Consider the following 15,510-nt stretch of genomic DNA (forward strand, 5'->3'; position numbering starts at 1 on the left):
GCGCCGGGTTGACCGGCCGGCGCGGGGGTATCCGCTCCCATGACGCAGAAGTTCGCCAAGGGCACGTGGGTCGCATGGAACTGGGGCAACGGCACCCCGACCGGCAAGGTCGTGGACCACTCCACCGACCGCATCGAGAAGACCATCGACGGGTCGAAGCAGTCCCGCAACGGGACCGAGGACAACCCGGCCTACGTGCTGGAGCAGGAGGACGGCCAGACCGTCCTCAAGCTCCACTCGGAGCTGAAGAAGGCGTGACCGGCGGGGTCGGTCCCCGGGGGCCGTCCGCCGGTGCCTCGGCCAGCGCCCGCCGGAACCAGGTCACGTCGCGCCACGCGCCGTGCTTCCAGCCGACCCCGCGGAACGTCCCGACCTCGCTGAACCCCAGGGCGCGGTGCAGCGCCGCGCTCGCCTCGTTCGGCACGGTCATCCCGGCGACGGCGACGACCATGCCGCGCGCGACGAGCTCGGCGAACAGGGCCTCGTACAGCGCCCGGCCCAGCCCCCGCCCGTGCGCCGCCGGGGCCAGGTAGACCGAGACCTCGCAGGTCCACGCGTAGGCCTCGCGGGACTTCCACGGGCCGCCGTAGGCGTAGCCGAGCACCTCGCCGCCGTGGCCGACGGCGACCAGCCAGGCGTGCCGTTCCCGGGCGGCGGCGATCCGCTCGGCCATCTCCACCGGGCCCGGCGGCTCGGTCTCGAAGCTGATCGCGGTGTCCCGGACGTAGGGGGCGTAGACGGCGGCGCAGGCGTCGGCGTCCTCGGCGGTCGCCGGGCGGATGACGGGTCGGTTCGGCACGGTTCACAGCGAATCACGGTGCACCGGTCGCGTCGGCGGGTGAGGATCGACGCGTGCTCCTGTCGATCGTGCTCGGACTGCTCTTCGGCCTCGCCGGCACGTCGACGTCGGGGGTGACGGTCGCGTTGCCGCTGCTCGCCGACGGGCTCGGTGTCGACACCGCGGTCGCGACCTGGATGGTGAGCGGGTACGCGGTCGCGCTGGCCGTCGCGACGCCGGTGCACGGACGGCTCGCCGACGCCGTCGGCATCCGGGTGCCGCTGTGCGTCGGGGTGGGCCTGCTCGGGCTGGGGGCGCTCGCCGCGGCGGCCGCGCCGAGCTTCGGGCTGCTGATGGCAGCCCGGATCGTGCAGGGGCTCGGCGCGGCGTCGGTCCCGGTGCTCGCCTCGGCGCTGCTGTCCGCCAGGACCCCGCCGGAACGACGCGGCGGCGTGCTCGGGCGGCTGGCCGGGATCTCGGCCGCACTGTCCGCGCTCGGCCCGCTGATCGGCGGGGCGCTGACGACCGTGGGCGGCTGGCGGGCCGCGGTCGCGCTGCCCGTGCTGGCGCTGCTCGCGGTCCCCTACCTGTGGCGGCACTCGGTGGTCCGCGGCGACGGCGCCCGGGTGGACCTGGTGGGTGCGGTGATCGTCGCGACGGCGGTGACCGGGCTGGTGCTGCTGGTGCAGTCGCCCAGCGCGGGTGCGGTCGCGGCCGTCGCCGGTGGCGTGCTGCTCGCGGTCGGCGTCCCGCTGACGGCGCTGTGGGTGCGGGCCCGGCCCGACGGGTTCCTGCCGCGCGGGGTGGTCGGCAACGCGACGGTGGTGCGCAGCTCGCTGTGCGCCTCCGCGGTGCCCGCCAGCTGGTTCGCCCTGCTACTGGGCATCCCGCTGGAGCTCGCCGAGCGCGGCTGGAGCCCGCTGGCCACCGGGCTGGTGCTGGTGCCGTCGGCGGTGGTGGCGCTGGCGTGCCCGGCGGCGTCCGCGTTCCTGCAGGCCCGGATCGGGCCGCGGCAGACCCTGACGTGCGCGTGCGCGACGACCGTCGTCGGGCTGGTCGTGGCCGTGGCCGGGGTGGCGAGCCACCTGCCGTGGGTGCTGGCGCTCGCGCCGATGCTGGTGACGCTGGCGTTCGGCACCGGCCAGCCCGCGATGATCGCCGCCGTCGGCACCGCGGTGCCGCAGGACCGGCGCAGCGGCGCGATCGGGGTGGCGACGCTGTGCTTCCTCACCGGCGCCGGGGTCGGGGCGGCGGTGATCGGCGGGTTCGCCGCCGTCGTCGGGCTGAGCGCGGCACTCGCGCTGCTGCTGGTGCTGCCCGTCGCCGGGACCGCGGTGCAGCTGCTCGCGGGGCGCCGGCCCGGGACGGCGTGATCGTTCACCCGCGCGCCACCCCGGCGACGCCCGGGGGTCGCCGGGGCGCCCGGTCCGGCCGCGATCGTCCCCGTCCGGGTGATCACCGTGCCGGACCGGCCGGGCCCGAACGAGGAGTGTCCGTGTCCCGAACCACCGTCCGTACCGCCCTCGTCGCGACCGTCGCGGCACTCGTCGTGGGGGCGACGACCGGCGCCGCCACCCCCGCCGCGGCGGCGCCGTCCGCCGTGCCGGCTGCAGCGCCGTCCGCGGTCCCGCCGACCGCCCCGTCCGCCGCGCAGGCGCGTGAGGGCGACCTGCTCCAGGTGCGGCTGGGCGACCTGCGGCCCACCCAGCCGAACATCGGCCACGACCAGATCCACTACAAGCTGGGCCGCTACGCGGGCACCAAGGACACCGACCGCGGCAAGCCGAACAAGCGGTTCGACGACTGGTGCGAGGCCGACGGCCGGGGCGAGGCCGCCGAGGCCGGACCGGGCGCCACGCTGCGCGACCCGTCGTCGTTCCGGTGCACGGTCGCGACCGGCGCGGAGACGCCGGCGTCGCTCGCGGCGATGAAGACCGTCGTCGTCGGCCCCGGGAACGCGCTCTACCTGACCGACGGCCACCACACGACGACGTCGCTGCTGGAGACCCCCGACGGCGGACCCGACGTCCGCGTCCGGATGCGGGTGCAGGCGAACCTGTCGCAGCTGACCCCGGCCGCGTTCTGGGCGCAGATGCAGGCCCGGTCCTGGGTGTGGCTGCGCACCGCCGGCGGCGCCGCCATCACCCCGCAGCAGCTCCCCGACCGGATCGGGCTGGCGCTGCTGCCCGACGACCCCTACCGCGGCCTCGTGTACTTCACCCGCGACGTCGGCTACGCCCCGCCCGCCGACGCCCCGGAGTACCTGGAGTTCTTCTGGGCCTCCTGGCTGCGGACCCGGATCGACCTGGGCCGCTACGACCTGCACGACCCGGCCTCGTACCTGCGCGCGGTGGAGGACGCCTCCCGGCTCATGTCGTCGACGCCGGGCGGCACGGAGATCGCGCCCGGCCGGACCGCCGACCAGCTCGGCCGGATGGCCCGCTGGAACAACGGCAAGGCCGCCGACAAGGGCGAGCTCGGCGACCTGTCCCGCCCGATCACCGACCCGAAGCCCGGCAAGGTCGCCTACGCCGTCGACTCCCGCAACCGGGTCCCGGCCACGCCGGCGTGCACCCGCACCGTCACCGGGCCGTACACCGGCCCGCTCACCGTCGGCGCGGGCGTGCTCTGCCTGGACCGGGCTCAGGTCCGCGGACCGGTCACGGTGACCGGCGGAGCGAGCCTGGTGCTGCGCGGGTCCGACGTGACCGGTCCGGTGACCGCCACCCGGGCCCGCGTCGTCGAGGTGTGCGGGGCCCGGGTGACCGGTCCTGTCGTCGTGCGGGGCAGCACCGAGCGGTCGCGGGTCGGCGGCTGGGCCTGCACCCCGAACGAGGTGCGCGGGCCGGTCGTCGTCGGCTGAGCCGCTCAGCGGCCCGCCCGGACCGAGCGCCGCACCTCGTCGGTGTAGCGCAGGCGCAGCGCCGCGGTCCGGGCGGTCCCGACCAGCCGCGGGTCGGTGCCGGGGGTCTCCCGGGCCACGACGTCGTCGAGCCACACCCGGAAACAGCCGTGCAGCCCGCGGACCAGGCCGTCGAGCAGGCACGACGCCGGGTCCAGCGGGTCCAGCACCGTCGAGACCGCCCGGTGGCCCCGCTCGGGGTCCGGCGCCGGCTCCGGGCACACGACGAACCAGCCCTGCCGGGCCAGGACGGCCTCCTGGAGCAGGTGGAGGACCACCTCGTCCTCGGCGGTCCCGGCGAGGGTGCAGAGCACGTGCCGGGTCACCGCGAGGTCCTCGTGCCCGATCGCCTCGGCGAGCGCGACGACGTCGGGCACCGTGTGCTCGACCCGCTCCGCGACGAGCGCGGCCGAGGCCCGCAGCCAGCGCAGGGTCGCGACGGCGGCCGCGTTCGGCTCGACCGACGTCGCGATCGCGGGCGGGCCGAGCGGGTCGTCGTGCAGCAGCGCGTGGGCGACGAGGAGCTGCTCGGCCGGGGCGTCGCACCGGGGATGGACGACGGCCTGGGCGGAACGTCCGGTGAGGACGCCGTCGTCGGCGTCGAGCACCGCGTCGGTCTCGGCGCGGACGTCGGCGGCGACGGCGTCACGGAACGCCCGCCCCGGTGCCCGCGCCACGATCCGGCCCAGCAGGTGCGCGGTCTCGGCGCAGCCGTCCTCCATGACGCGCAGCAGGTCCCCGACCGGCTGGTTCGGGTGCCGCACCGCCGCGGCCAGCGCCGCCGGGTCGAGCTCGTGCGCGGCCTGGTCGGCGTAGGTGGCCCACAGGTGCGTCGACAGGGCGCTCAGCGCCTTCGCGGTGCGGCGGGCCAGGGAGTGGTCGAGGGTCTTCGGGACGCGGGCGGCCCGGTGGGCGACGGCGCCGTCGCCGGTGGGCCAGCAGGCGACGATCGTCGAGGCGACCGGGTCGTGGGCGTAGGTGGTCATGCGGCTTGGACGACGCCCGGACGGCGGCGGTTCCGCCGGACCCGCGGCCGGGCACCGGTGACCGCGCCCGACCGCCGGGTCACCGTCCCGGCCGGTCAGTAGTTCCCGACCACCCGGTCCGGCGCGACGAGCACCGCGGCGCGCCGCTGCTCGGCCATCACCCGGTCGTACTCGGCCCAGTCGTCGTGGGTCCCGCCGCAGGCGACGAACACCGCCCGCAGCAGCGCCGGGACGTCGACCCCGTCCCGCGGGTCGTCCGGCCCGATGATCTCCGAGCCGCCCTCGACGGCCGCCCAGCGCCACCCGGCCCGCCAGTGCAGCGACGTCGCGGGTCGCGCACGCAACGCCGTCAGCTTGACGGGGCCGTAGGTGACGTAGGCGGCCACCGGGGCGCCGGTGACGGGGTGGTCGAGCACACCCGCGTTGACCAGCGAGGTGTGCGGGCGGCCGTCGGCGCGGACGACCGCGACGGTGCACAGCCCGGAGTCCTCGGCGACGATCCGCCGTACCGCGTCCAGATCCATGCCGCCAGTGTGGCGGGTCAGCGCCAGCCGAGCTTCTTGGTGCAGGCGGGCCAGGCCTTCCAGCCCTGCTCGTCCTGCACCTTCTTCGCGATCTCGATCTGCTGGGCCTTGGTGGCCTGCTCGGCGCTCGGGGCGTACTGCCTGCCGCCGAACTCCTTCCAGGTCGACGGCGTGAACTGCAGCCCGCCCTTGAACCCGTTGCCGGTGTCGGCGTCCCAGTTGCCGGTGCTCTCGCAGTGCGCGAGCTTCTCCCAGGTGGCCGAGCGCTCGACCGACGGGGCCGACGAGGTCGACTCGGCCGCCGAGGCGGTCCCGACGACGCCCAGCGGGGCGGCCGCCATCGCGGCGAACGCGCTGATCCGGGCGACCTGACGGCCGGTCTCGGTGGGTTTGCGGTGTCGTCCAGCCATGGTCGTTCCTCTACCTCGGGGAGCAGGTGCCGCCCGGGCCGGAAGAGCGGGGAGGACCCGGAGCGGCCGACACCGTAACCACGCCGAGACCATCGGTCACAACCCGTGACACCCGCCCACCGCGGAGTACGCGACGAGTGGTCGCCTGCCCGCGTTCACCGACGGACGGACTAACGCATACCGCGCGCGCCGTCCGCCGATCAGCCGCCGCGGGTCGGCGCGGGGACCGGGTCACCGGTCGCGGGAACCGGCACACGGCGGCCCAGCACGGCCGCGACGACGGCCAGCAGCGCGACGACGCCGCCGTACACCAGCGCCGTGGGGCGCAGCTCCCCCAGCGTCGCGGCGACGCCCGCGACCATCGCCGGCACCGAGAACGCCAGGTAGGCCAGTGTGTAGACGGCCGCGAACAGCTCACCGCGCTCGTGCGGCGCGGCGAGCGCGGACAGCGTCCCGAAGGTGGCGTAGGCCGCCGCGCCGAACCCGACCCCGGCGACGACCGCGCCGAGGGCGGCGAGCGCGAGCAGCCCGGTCAGCACCCCGGCCAGGGTGACGACGGTGCCCGCCGCCAGCAGCCCGGCCGCAGGGACGAGCAGCGTCGACGGGACGCGCCCGCGCAGCGCGAACGCCGTCACCGCGCCGGTCCCGACGAGCGCGACGACGGTGAGCCCGCCGACCAGGTGGTCGCGCACCCCGAAGACATGCGCGACGACCGAGCCCCCGAGCGACAGGTACAGCCCGCCCAGGGCCCAGCTCGCGAGCAGGATCGGCACGATCGCGACGAAGCCCGGCCGGACGCGGGCGGGCACCCCGACCCGCGGGCGCAGCGACGCGAGCGCCCCCGGCCGACGGTCGATCGTCTCCGGGATCAGTGCGACCAGAACGGCGGCCAGGACCAGGCCGGCGAGCAGCAGCGCCCAGACCAGGCGGGTCGGGGCAGGCGCGTACTCGACGAGCAGGCCGCAGCCGAGCGCACCGAGCGCCAGCCCGGCGAGCGGTGCGGTCCCGTTGACCGCACCCGCCCGGTCCGGCCGGTCACCGCGGGCGGCGAGGTCGACCAGCGTCGCGGGCAGCGTCGCCGTCGCCGCGCCGGTCGCGACGCCCTGGACGACGCGCGCGACGAGCAGCCAGCCGACGCCGTCGGCCAGCAGGAACAGCACCAGGGACACGACCTCCAGCGCGATCGCACCGAGCAGCACCGGCTTGCGTCCGATGTGGTCGGACAGCGACCCGGCGACGAGCAGGGCGGCGATCAGCGCGAGGACGTAGACCGCGAACACCGTGGTCAGCGTGAACTCGGTGAACGCGAAACGCTCCTGGTAGACGACGTAGAGCGGGGACGGCGCGGACGACGCGGCGAGGAACCAGACGAACGTCGCTGCGACGACGGCGAACGCCACCGGCGGGGACAGACGGGGCACGGTGCTCCTCGGGTCGGACGGCCTTCTGAGCATCGGCAACGACCGGTCCGGGGCGGGCATTCCCCGACGCCGGCCCACCCGCGGGGGTGGGCCGGGCGGGGCGCTCAGGCCAGAGCGGCGCGCAGGGCGGCGCCCGCCTCGTCGAGCAGGGCGCGGCTGTCGTCGACCGCGGCACCGAACTGCAGGAACCCGTGGATCATGCCCGGCGACTCGCGCAGCTCCGCCTTCACGCCCGCGGCGTTCAGCGCCGCGGCGTAGGCGGCGCCCTGGTCGCGGAGCGGGTCGAACTCCGCGGTGACGACCAGCGCGGGCGGCAGCCCGGACAGGTCGGTGGCGCGGGCCGGGGACATCCGCGGGTCGCGCAGGTCCTCCTCGCCGCTGAGGTAGTGGCCCATGAACCACTCCATCCAGGCCCGGGTCAGCAGCGGGCCCTGGGCGTTCTCCGACATCGACGGGCTCTCGTCGGCGCCGTCGACGGCCGGGTAGACCAGCAGCTGGAACCGCAGGGCGGGGCCGTGGTCGCGGGCGTGCTGGGCGACGACCGCCGACAGGTTCCCGCCCGCGGAGTCGCCGCCGACGGCGATGCGGGACGGGTCGCCGTCGAACTCCGTGGCGTGGGCGTGCACCCACTCCAGGGCGGCGACGGCGTCGTCGACGGCCGCGGGGAACCGGTGCTCGGGCGCGAGCCGGTAGTCGACCGCGACGACGACGGCGCCGGACCGGTTCGCCAGCGACCGGCACACCGGGTCGTGGCTGTCGAGGTCGCCGATCACCCAGCCGCCGCCGTGGTAGAAGACCAGGATCGGGAACGGACCGGTGCCCTCGGGCGTGTAGATGCGCACCGGCACGTCGCCGGCGCGGTCGTCGCGGACCGCCGCGACCGGCTCGGGCGGACCGGACACCGCGGCCATCTCCCGGATCATCGCACGGTTCTGCGCGACGGTCATGGTCTCCGGCGGCGCCCCGCCCTGTTCGGCCATGAGGTTCAGGAGGGCTTCCACCTGCGGGTGCAGCGGCACGGTCGGTGCTCCTTCGACGTCGTCGTCCTGCGGGGCGGAGGGCCCCACCTGATCATCCTGCACCCGCCGGTCCCCGACGGCACGGACCACGACCGCGCTCGCGGCGAGCAGTGCCGCCAGCGCCGGGACGACGGCCGGCAGGTGCGCCAGCGCCAGCCCGCCGGCGACGGCGCCGAGCACGATCGCCGCGAGCTGGCGCAGCGCCGGCCACCGCCGCCCGTCGCCGGTGGCCAGGTCGGACACGGCGCCGGTCAGCGTGCCGGTCATGTAGGTCGTGGACTGTCCGAGCAGCTGCGCGACGCTGCTCTGCCCGCCCATCGCCAGTGCGGCGCCGGCGAGCAGCGGGAGCGTCGCGCCCGGGGCGAGCGGCCAGGCCACCGCGAGCGCGACGAGCACCACCAGCTCGGCGACGAGCGGGGCCGACACCGCCGCCGGCCACCGGCGCCGCAGCAGCGACCACAGCGCGACGCCGACGACGAACCCGGCCACCGCGACCGCCGGTGGCAGCAGCCGGGCCGGCTCGGCGACGGCGAGGGCGTGCCCGGCCGTCACGAGGTTGCCGGTGACCACTCCCGCGAACGCGCCGCCCAGTGCGACCACGGCCCAGACGTCCACCACCCCGGCGCACGCGGCCAGCAACGCGAGGACCACCGCACGGTTCACCGCCCGATCCTCCCCCGGCGGCCCGCGGGATGGGAGGCTGGTCCGGTGCAGCTGCGCGCCGGGTCGACGTCGTCGGGGTTGTTGCGTGCCCGCTACGAGGTCACCGCGGACGGCCGCGTCGTGACCGGCTGGACCGCGCGGACGCCGCAGGCGCACCGGGAGCTGGTCGTCGACGGGGCCACGTACGTGCTCGACGCGCACGGCGTCGCCCGGTTCTCCCTGGAGGGCGGGGTGCGCGCACACCTGCGGCGCACGGTCGACCCGCGGCCGCGGACGAGCTGGACGCTGGAGGCGGGCGCGCTCGCCTACCGGATGACCGGCTCGGGCCTGGGCCGCCGGTTCACCCTGGCCGACGTCGACGGCGGTGCCGAGGTCGGCGCGGTGTGGCGGACGACGGGGCTGCGCCCGTCCTACGGCGCGGAGCTCCCGGACGAGGTCCCGGTGCCGGTCGGGGTGTTCGTGCTCTGGGCGGCGATGGCGATCTGGCGGGCGACGGTCACCGCGGCCGCGACGGCGGTGCGCTGACCCGGGTCCCGGACGCACCGTCCCGGACGCACCACGGCCCCGGGCGTCGTGGTGGGGACGCCCGGGGCCGGTGGTCGTGCGGGTGGTGCTCAGACCTCGCCGCGGTAGCCGGCGGCCTGCGCCTGCCACATCCAGCGGGCCTCCTCCAGCGCGCGGCCCAGCTCGATGAGCAGGTCCTCGGTGAGCGGGTCGGCCTTGCCGGCCTGCTCGATGCGCGGACGCAGTCGGTCGACGGCGGCGTCGACGGTCGCCGAGATGGTGAGCACGGTGTCCTGGTCGGACACGTAGCCCGCCGGGTACTCGGGCAGCCCGGTGTCGCGGCCGACGGTCCGCGCGCGGCCGTCGGGGGCGACACCGATCGCGGCGGCCCGCTCGGCGACCGAGTCGCCGTGCTCGCGGGCCAGGTCGACGAGCTCGTCGAGGTGCAGGTGGATGTCGCGGAACTGCCTGCCGACGAGGTTCCAGTGCGCCTGCTTGGCGACCAGGGACAGGTCGACGAGGTCGACGAGGGTCTCCTGCAGCACGCGGCCGGTGATGTCGGTGGCGCCGCTGTCGAGCGGGCTGGTGATCGGGGTGGCCATGGTGCTCACCGCTCCTTCCGATGTCGGTTCGGGACGTACCGGGAGTGCCCCGACGGTGCGGCGCCCACACCCGTACGTGATCCGTCCGACACCCGGTGAGGCGTGCCTGACCTGGGGAAGGTCCAGGCTACGAGCGCGCCGCGTGGGTCACGAGGACCGGGATCGGCGAGTCCAGGATGATCCGCTGCGCGGTGCTGCCGGTGAGCAGCTTGCCGACCGGGCTGCGCCGCTTCACCCCGACGACGAGCAGCTGCGCGTCCTCCTGCGCGGCCAGGTCGAGGATCGCCTCGGCGGGGTCGCCGCCGTCGTCGACGACCCGCACCGCGGTGGCCGGGTCGCCGTCGGCGCGCAGCCCGGCGAGCCGGGAGCCGATGGCCGAGTCCAGCGCCGCGTGGTCGTGGGTCCCGGCGCCGTCGGCGTCGAACAGCTCCTGACGCCCGGTCGCCAGCACCGTCAGCGGGGTGCCCCGCAGGCGGGACTCGCGGACCGCCAGGTCCAGGGCGGCGTCGCCCTCGGGCGTCGGGCCGTAGGCCACACAGATCGTCATGTCGCTCCCCATCAGGCGTTCGCGGACGGGTCGGAGACTAACCACGCCGAACGGACATACCGGAGAAAAGTTCGTTGTGGTCACAGAGATCGTAGAGTTTCCGATCCGGACAGTGGAGGACGGAGCGGACGTGTGCCAACGTCTGCGCTCATGCCACGACGGCAGGTCATCGCAGCCCTGGGAATCATCCTCGTCGCCGCACTCGCGGTGACCGCCTTCGCCGACGCCGCCCGGTCCGGGGAGGGACAGGCGGCGCGCTCCAACCTCACCCTCATCGCCCCCGCGGCCGCCGGTGGCGGCTGGGACCTGGTCGCCCGCGAGGCGCAGCAGGCCATGCGCACCGGGAACATCGTCAACACCGTGCAGGTGGTCAACATCCCGGGTGCCGCCGGGACCATCGGGCTCAACCAGCTCGCCGGGCTCGCCGGTGAGGAGACCACCATGATGGTCACCGGAACCGTCATGCTCGGCGGGATCAGCCAGTCCGGCAGCGCGATCAGCCTGCAGGACACGACGCCGATCGCCCGGCTCGCGGAGGACTTCGAGGTCGTCGCGGTCCCGGCGGAGTCGCCGTTCCGGACGCTCGACGACATGCTCACCGCCTGGGCCGCGAACCCGGCCGCGCTGCCGGTCGGCGGCGGCTCGGCGGGCGGCATCGACCACATGGTCGCCGCCCAGCTCGCGCAGGCCCGCGACATCCCCGTCGAGCGGATGGTCTACACCCCGCACCCCGGCGGCGGCGAGCTCACGCTGAGCCTGCTGTCGACCGCGGCCGGCACCGTCGGCGTCGGGATCTCCGGCTACAACGACTTCCGCGACCTGGTGGAGTCCGGGCAGCTGCGGGTGCTGGCCGTCGTCGCGCCCGAACGCCTGCAGGGCGTCGACGCCCCGACCATGGACGAGCTCGGCATGCCCGAGGTCGACCTCGTCAACTGGCGCGGGCTCGTCGCCCCCGCCGGGATCACCCCCGAGGCCCGCGCGGAGCTGGAGCAGATCGCCCGCGAGATGGTCGGGACCGAGTCCTGGGGCGAGGCCGTGACCCGCAACCGCTGGGTGCGCAGCGAGATCTACGGCGAGGACTACGACCGCTACCTGGTCACCGAGCAGGCCCGCATCGACGACCTTCTGAAGGAGCTGGGGCTGGCATGAGCGGCCGTCCTGCACACCTGTCCCGGGGCGCGCTCGTCGTGCCCGCGATCCTCGCCGCGCTGGGGGTCTTCCTCACCTACGGCACGCTGACCATGCAGGTCGTCGGCGACGGCGGCCTGTTCGGCCCGACGACCATGCCCTGGATCGTCGCGGTCCTGTGCTACGTGGTCGCGGCGCTGCTGGCGTTCGACATCCTGCGGCCGCGACCCGAGTTCGACGCCCCGGCTCCCGCCGCGGCGGGCACCGGTGACGGCGACGGCGAGGGCACCGCCGCCGGGGACGCGCCGGCCGACACCGGGGTGAACGCCCCGGCCGTGCTGACCGCGGTCGGCGGCGTGGCCGCGTTCATCGTCGTCCTGCCCTACCTGGGCTGGATCCTGTCCGCGACCGGGCTGTTCGTCGCCGTCGCCGCCGCCCTGGGCAACCGGCGCTGGCCGGCGATGGCGCTCGGCGGGCTCGCCGTGTCCTCGGCGGTCCAGGTCGTGTTCAGCATGCTGCTCGGGATCTCGCTGCCCGCCGGCTTCGTCGGGGGGTTCTGATCGTGGAACAGCTGACCAACCTGCTCGGCGGCTTCGCCGACATCCTCAGCCCGTCCGCGCTGCTGTTCGTGTTCCTCGGTGCGCTGATGGGCACCGCGGTCGGGGTCCTGCCGGGGCTGGGCTCGGCGATGGCCGTGGCGCTGCTGCTGCCGCTGACCTTCGTCCTCGAACCGACCAGCGCGCTGATCATGTTCACCGGCATCTACTTCGGTGGCCTGTTCGGCGACTCCATCGCCGGGTTCCTCATGAACACCCCCGGCAACTCGACCGCCATCGCCAGCACCTTCGAGGGCCACCGGATGGCGCTGCGCGGCAAGGCCGCCCAGGCTCTGGCCACCGGCGCGATCGGCGCGTTCATCGGCGGCATGGTCGCCTCGGCGCTCGTCGTGTTCTTCGCCCCGACCCTCGCCCGGCTCGCCACCGGCTTCGGCCCCGCCGAGTTCCTCGCGCTGGCCGTGTTCGCCTTCGTCGCGATCTCCGCGGTGGTCGCCGACTCCGCGATCCGCGGCGTCGCCGCGCTCGCGATCGGCCTGACCCTCGCCCTGGTCGGGATCGACCAGCCGACCGGCACGCCCCGGTTCTCCTTCGGCTTCTCCCCGCTGCTCGACGGCGTCTCGATCGTCGTGATCACGGTGTCGCTGCTGGCGCTGGGCGAGGTGTTCAGCCAGGCCGCGAAGGTCGGCCGGGCCGAGGAGACCAGGGCCGTCATGCCGACCGGCCGGTGGTGGCTGTCGAAGGCCGAGTTCCGCCAGGCGCTGCCCGCGTGGCTGCGCGGCACCGCGATCGGTGTCCCGTTCGGCGTCATCCCGGCCGGTGGCGCCGAGGTGCCGACGTTCCTGGCCTACGGGACCGAGCGCAGGCTCGACCGGCGCAAGGCTGAGCCGACCTTCGGGAAGGGCGCCATCGAGGGCGTCGCGGCACCGGAGGCCGCGGGCAACGCCACCGCGGGCACCGCGATGGGCGCACTGCTCGCGCTGGGCCTGCCCACCTCCGCGACGGCGGCGATCCTGCTCGCCGCGTTCCAGCAGTACGGCCTGCAGCCGGGCCCGCTGCTGCTGGAGCGCTCCGGGGACATCGTGTGGGCGCTGCTCGCCGGGTTCTTCCTGGCGATGATCGTGCTGCTGATCCTCAACCTGCCGTTCGCGCCGCTGTGGGCGCAGCTGCTGCGGGTCCCGAAGTCCTACCTGTACGCGGGCATCGCGGTGTTCGCCGCATTCGGCGTGTACGCCTCCGGGGCGAGCCAGGTCGACCTGGTGATCATGCTGGTGGTGGGGTGCTCGGGCTGGCGATGCGGCTCTACGACATCCCCGTCGCGCCGGTGCTGATCGCGGTGATCCTCGGGCCGCTGGCGGAGTACTCGCTGCGCGACGCGATGGGCAACTCCGACAACGACCCGGCGGTGCTGGTGTCGAGCCCGATCACCGTGGTGCTGTACCTGCTGCTCCTCGCCGGCCTGGGGTGGACGGCGTGGCGCCGGTTCGCCGAGAAGCGCGCCGCCGACGTGTGATCACCCCGCGGCGCGGGCCAGCTCGACGGCCCGCGCCAGGGTGGTGAGGCGCTCGTCGAGCGTCTCCCCCGCGGGGTAGAGCCGGACGGTGCCGACGCCGGCGGCGGCCCAGTCCCGCAGCCGCGCGGCGACCCGTTCCTCGGTGCCGATCAGCGTCGTCCCCAGCACCATCTCGTCGGTGACCAGGGCCGCGGCGCCGGCCCGGTCCCCGCCCTGCCAGGCGGCGCGGACGGCGTCGGCGCGCTCGCCCCAGCCCTGGCGGCGGTAGGCGTCGAAGTAGAAGTTCCGCCGGGCGGTGCCCATCCCGCCGAGGCTGAACGCGATGCCGGGGCGGCGGGCGTCGACCATCGCCGCCTGGTCGGCCTCGTCGGCGGCGAAGGCGACCTCGGCGCCCTGGCAGACCTCGATCGCGGACCGGTCCCGCCCGGCGGCGCGCAGACCGGTGTCGAGGTGGGCGAGGTAGGCGTCGGCGCCCTCGGGGACGAAGCTCGTGCCCAGCCAGCCGTCGGCGACCCGCCCGGTGAGCTCCAGCATCCGCGGGGACAGCGCCGCGACGAACACCGGCAGGTCCGGCACCGGCGTGGTCGACAGCCGCATCGGGCGGCCCTCACCGCCGGGCAGCGGGATCGCGACGGTCTCGCCGTCGTAGGCGATGCGCTCCCCCGCGCAGGCGGCCCGGATGACCTCGATCGTCTCGCGCAGCCGGGTGAGCGGGCGGGCGAACGGCACCCCGTGCAGGCCTTCGATCACCTGCGGGCCGGACGGGCCGAGCCCGAGCAGGAACCGGCCCTGCGACATGTCGTGCAGGGTCAGCGCGGCCTGGGCGATCGCGACCGGCGAGCGGGTGCCGACCTGGATCACCCCGGAGCCGAGCCGGATCCGCTCGGTGCGGGCGGCGAGGTAGCCCAGCGCCGACGGCGCGTCCGAGCCCCACGCCTCGGCGACCCAGCAGTCGTCGAGGCCCAGGCGTTCGGCCTCGACGACGAACTCGACGGTCTCGCGCCAGTCACCGCCGGAGGCCTCGACCGTCGTGGCGGTCCTCATCGGCCGTCCCGGACGAGCCCGACCGGGCCGTACGCGGGCACGTCCCCCGCGGCGAGCACCGCCGCGACCATCGGCGCCAGCAGCGCGGCGAGCTCGGCGGTCCGTTCCGGGTTGAGAGCGCCCCACGGGCGGGCGGCGGCCCGGTCGGTGAGCCGTTCGATCTCGTCGTGCTCGTCGGCGCCGGCGGCGGTGAGCGCGCCGGTGGCGTCGACCCAGCCGCGGGCCCGCAGGTCCTCCGCGCCGGCCGCCCAGGCCTCCGGGTCGAAGCCGCGGGCGGTGCGCAGCCACTCGCCGTCGGTCTCCCCGGCGGCGATCTTGAGGTGGTGCGCGGCGACCGGGCCGACGCCCCGCGCGACCAGGACCGCGACGTGACCGTCCCCGCGGTGCTCGCGCAGCGTCGTCGTCGCCTGCCAGAGGGTCTCGAGGTCGCCGTCGGGGCGGGGCAGCGCGGCGTTCGCGGCGGCGAGGACGCGGCCGTCGACGTCGACCTCCCCGGCGGCGGCCCAGGCGAGCTCCGCGGCCCGGTGCAGCGCGGCCGGGTCGGCGGCCGGGCCGGTGCCGTCGAGCCCGGACCGGCGCAGCGCGGCGGCGGAACCGGCGAGCCGGGCCGCGAGCGCCCCGTCGGGGGTCGCGAGCGACCAGACCCCGGGCAGCGCACGGGCGGCCATCGACGGGTGGAAGCCGTGGAACGCGGCCGTCACGGGTGCCGCTCCCACCGGCCCCAGCGGGGCGGCGCGCATCGCGAAGTAGCCGCGCCAGAACCCGCGGAACCCGGCCGCCTCGGCGGCGGCCCGCGCCTCGGGGGCGAAGTACACGACGTCGTGGACCGGTTCGAGCTCGGTCCACAGTGTCCGCGCGGTCTGCACCGCGATGTCGGGGACGGTCACCACCGCACCGTAGTGCGGCGGTGACCGT

Annotated in this window: 18 protein-coding genes and 1 pseudogene; 8 read left to right on the forward strand and 11 right to left on the reverse strand. The window is 75.8% G+C overall.

Going from position 1 to position 15,510, the window contains the following annotated elements; all coding sequences use genetic code 11:
• The first annotated feature begins 39 nt into the window (after positions 1–39).
• Positions 40–258 (forward strand): DUF2945 domain-containing protein, encoded by a 219-nt coding sequence (locus tag KPL60_RS15085; RefSeq protein ID WP_062396049.1) that lies wholly within the window; start codon positions 40–42, stop codon positions 256–258.
• Here KPL60_RS15085 and KPL60_RS15090 read toward each other — a convergent pair.
• The gene (locus KPL60_RS15090) at positions 227–799 is read right to left on the reverse strand and encodes a GNAT family N-acetyltransferase (protein ID WP_226366218.1); all 573 of its coding nucleotides are present in this window, start codon (positions 797–799) and stop codon (positions 227–229) included. The genes KPL60_RS15085 and KPL60_RS15090 overlap by 32 nt on opposite strands.
• Positions 800–852: 53 nt before the next feature.
• On the opposite strand from KPL60_RS15090, the gene KPL60_RS15095 reads away from it, so the two are divergent.
• Both KPL60_RS15095 and KPL60_RS15100 read left to right on the forward strand, forming a co-directional pair.
• Positions 853–2,151 (forward strand): MFS transporter, encoded by a 1,299-nt coding sequence (locus tag KPL60_RS15095; protein ID WP_226366219.1) that lies wholly within the window; start codon positions 853–855, stop codon positions 2,149–2,151.
• Positions 2,152–2,273: 122 nt separating this feature from the next.
• Positions 2,274–3,641 carry a ParB/Srx family N-terminal domain-containing protein gene (locus KPL60_RS15100; protein ID WP_226366220.1) on the forward strand — a complete coding sequence of 456 codons (1,368 nt, stop codon included), beginning with the start codon at positions 2,274–2,276 and terminating at the stop codon, positions 3,639–3,641.
• Between the two features lie 5 nt (positions 3,642–3,646).
• Here the strand turns inward: KPL60_RS15100 and KPL60_RS15105 are convergent, their stop codons facing one another.
• From KPL60_RS15105 to KPL60_RS35120, 6 genes and pseudogenes are all read right to left on the reverse strand, one after another.
• Positions 3,647–4,666, reverse strand: coding sequence for a hypothetical protein (locus tag KPL60_RS15105; RefSeq protein WP_226366221.1), 1,020 nt, complete (start codon positions 4,664–4,666; stop codon positions 3,647–3,649).
• 95 nt (positions 4,667–4,761) lie between these two features.
• Complete coding sequence (locus KPL60_RS15110) at positions 4,762–5,190, reverse strand: pyridoxamine 5'-phosphate oxidase family protein (RefSeq protein ID WP_226357776.1); 429 nt, start codon at positions 5,188–5,190, stop codon at positions 4,762–4,764.
• A gap of 17 nt (positions 5,191–5,207) precedes the next feature.
• Positions 5,208–5,600, reverse strand: a complete 393-nt coding sequence (locus tag KPL60_RS15115; protein WP_226357777.1) for a transglycosylase family protein — start codon at positions 5,598–5,600, stop codon at positions 5,208–5,210.
• A gap of 200 nt (positions 5,601–5,800) precedes the next feature.
• Positions 5,801–7,021, reverse strand: a complete 1,221-nt coding sequence (locus KPL60_RS15120; protein WP_226366222.1) for an MFS transporter — start codon at positions 7,019–7,021, stop codon at positions 5,801–5,803.
• Positions 7,022–7,125: 104 nt separating this feature from the next.
• On the reverse strand, positions 7,126–8,001 hold the full coding sequence (locus tag KPL60_RS35115) for an alpha/beta hydrolase (protein ID WP_374228711.1): 876 nt from the start codon (positions 7,999–8,001) through the stop codon (positions 7,126–7,128).
• Between the two features lie 141 nt (positions 8,002–8,142).
• Positions 8,143–8,859 (reverse strand): annotated as a pseudogene (locus KPL60_RS35120) (DUF1275 family protein); the annotation flags it as partial.
• On the opposite strand from KPL60_RS35120, the gene KPL60_RS15130 reads away from it, so the two are divergent.
• Positions 8,749–9,228, forward strand: coding sequence for a hypothetical protein (locus KPL60_RS15130; protein WP_226366224.1), 480 nt, complete (start codon positions 8,749–8,751; stop codon positions 9,226–9,228). The pseudogene KPL60_RS35120 and the gene KPL60_RS15130 sit on opposite strands and share 111 nt — an antisense overlap.
• An 89-nt stretch (positions 9,229–9,317) precedes the next feature.
• Here the strand turns inward: KPL60_RS15130 and KPL60_RS15135 are convergent, their stop codons facing one another.
• Positions 9,318–9,809, reverse strand: a complete 492-nt coding sequence (locus KPL60_RS15135; RefSeq protein WP_226366225.1) for a Dps family protein — start codon at positions 9,807–9,809, stop codon at positions 9,318–9,320.
• Between the two features lie 127 nt (positions 9,810–9,936).
• Complete coding sequence (locus KPL60_RS15140) at positions 9,937–10,356, reverse strand: universal stress protein (RefSeq protein WP_226357782.1); 420 nt, start codon at positions 10,354–10,356, stop codon at positions 9,937–9,939.
• A gap of 150 nt (positions 10,357–10,506) precedes the next feature.
• On the opposite strand from KPL60_RS15140, the gene KPL60_RS15145 reads away from it, so the two are divergent.
• The 4 genes from KPL60_RS15145 to KPL60_RS34280 are packed head-to-tail and all read left to right on the forward strand — an operon-like array spanning position 10,507 to position 13,551.
• A complete protein-coding gene (locus KPL60_RS15145; protein WP_226366226.1) occupies positions 10,507–11,505 on the forward strand; it encodes a tripartite tricarboxylate transporter substrate binding protein in 999 nt (332 codons plus the stop codon).
• A complete protein-coding gene (locus KPL60_RS15150; RefSeq protein ID WP_226357784.1) occupies positions 11,502–12,044 on the forward strand; it encodes a tripartite tricarboxylate transporter TctB family protein in 543 nt (180 codons plus the stop codon). Before KPL60_RS15145 ends, KPL60_RS15150 begins: the two co-directional genes overlap by 4 nt.
• Before the next feature lie 2 nt (positions 12,045–12,046).
• The gene (locus KPL60_RS15155; protein ID WP_308016760.1) at positions 12,047–13,369 is read left to right on the forward strand and encodes a tripartite tricarboxylate transporter permease; all 1,323 of its coding nucleotides are present in this window, start codon (positions 12,047–12,049) and stop codon (positions 13,367–13,369) included.
• Entirely contained in the window at positions 13,333–13,551 is a 219-nt protein-coding gene (locus tag KPL60_RS34280) for a hypothetical protein (protein ID WP_305080685.1), read from the forward strand. The genes KPL60_RS15155 and KPL60_RS34280 overlap by 37 nt, the downstream gene beginning before the upstream one ends.
• On the opposite strand, the gene KPL60_RS15160 is transcribed toward KPL60_RS34280, so the two are convergent.
• Both KPL60_RS15160 and KPL60_RS15165 read right to left on the reverse strand, forming a co-directional pair.
• Positions 13,552–14,595, reverse strand: coding sequence for an LLM class flavin-dependent oxidoreductase (locus KPL60_RS15160; protein WP_226357786.1), 1,044 nt, complete (start codon positions 14,593–14,595; stop codon positions 13,552–13,554).
• Complete coding sequence (locus KPL60_RS15165; protein ID WP_226366227.1) at positions 14,592–15,482, reverse strand: hypothetical protein; 891 nt, start codon at positions 15,480–15,482, stop codon at positions 14,592–14,594. Before KPL60_RS15165 ends, KPL60_RS15160 begins: the two co-directional genes overlap by 4 nt.
• Positions 15,483–15,510 lie beyond the last annotated feature (28 nt).

The sequence above is a fragment of the Pseudonocardia sp. ICBG162 genome, assembly GCF_020496225.1.
Taxonomy (GTDB): domain Bacteria; phylum Actinomycetota; class Actinomycetes; order Mycobacteriales; family Pseudonocardiaceae; genus Pseudonocardia; species Pseudonocardia alni.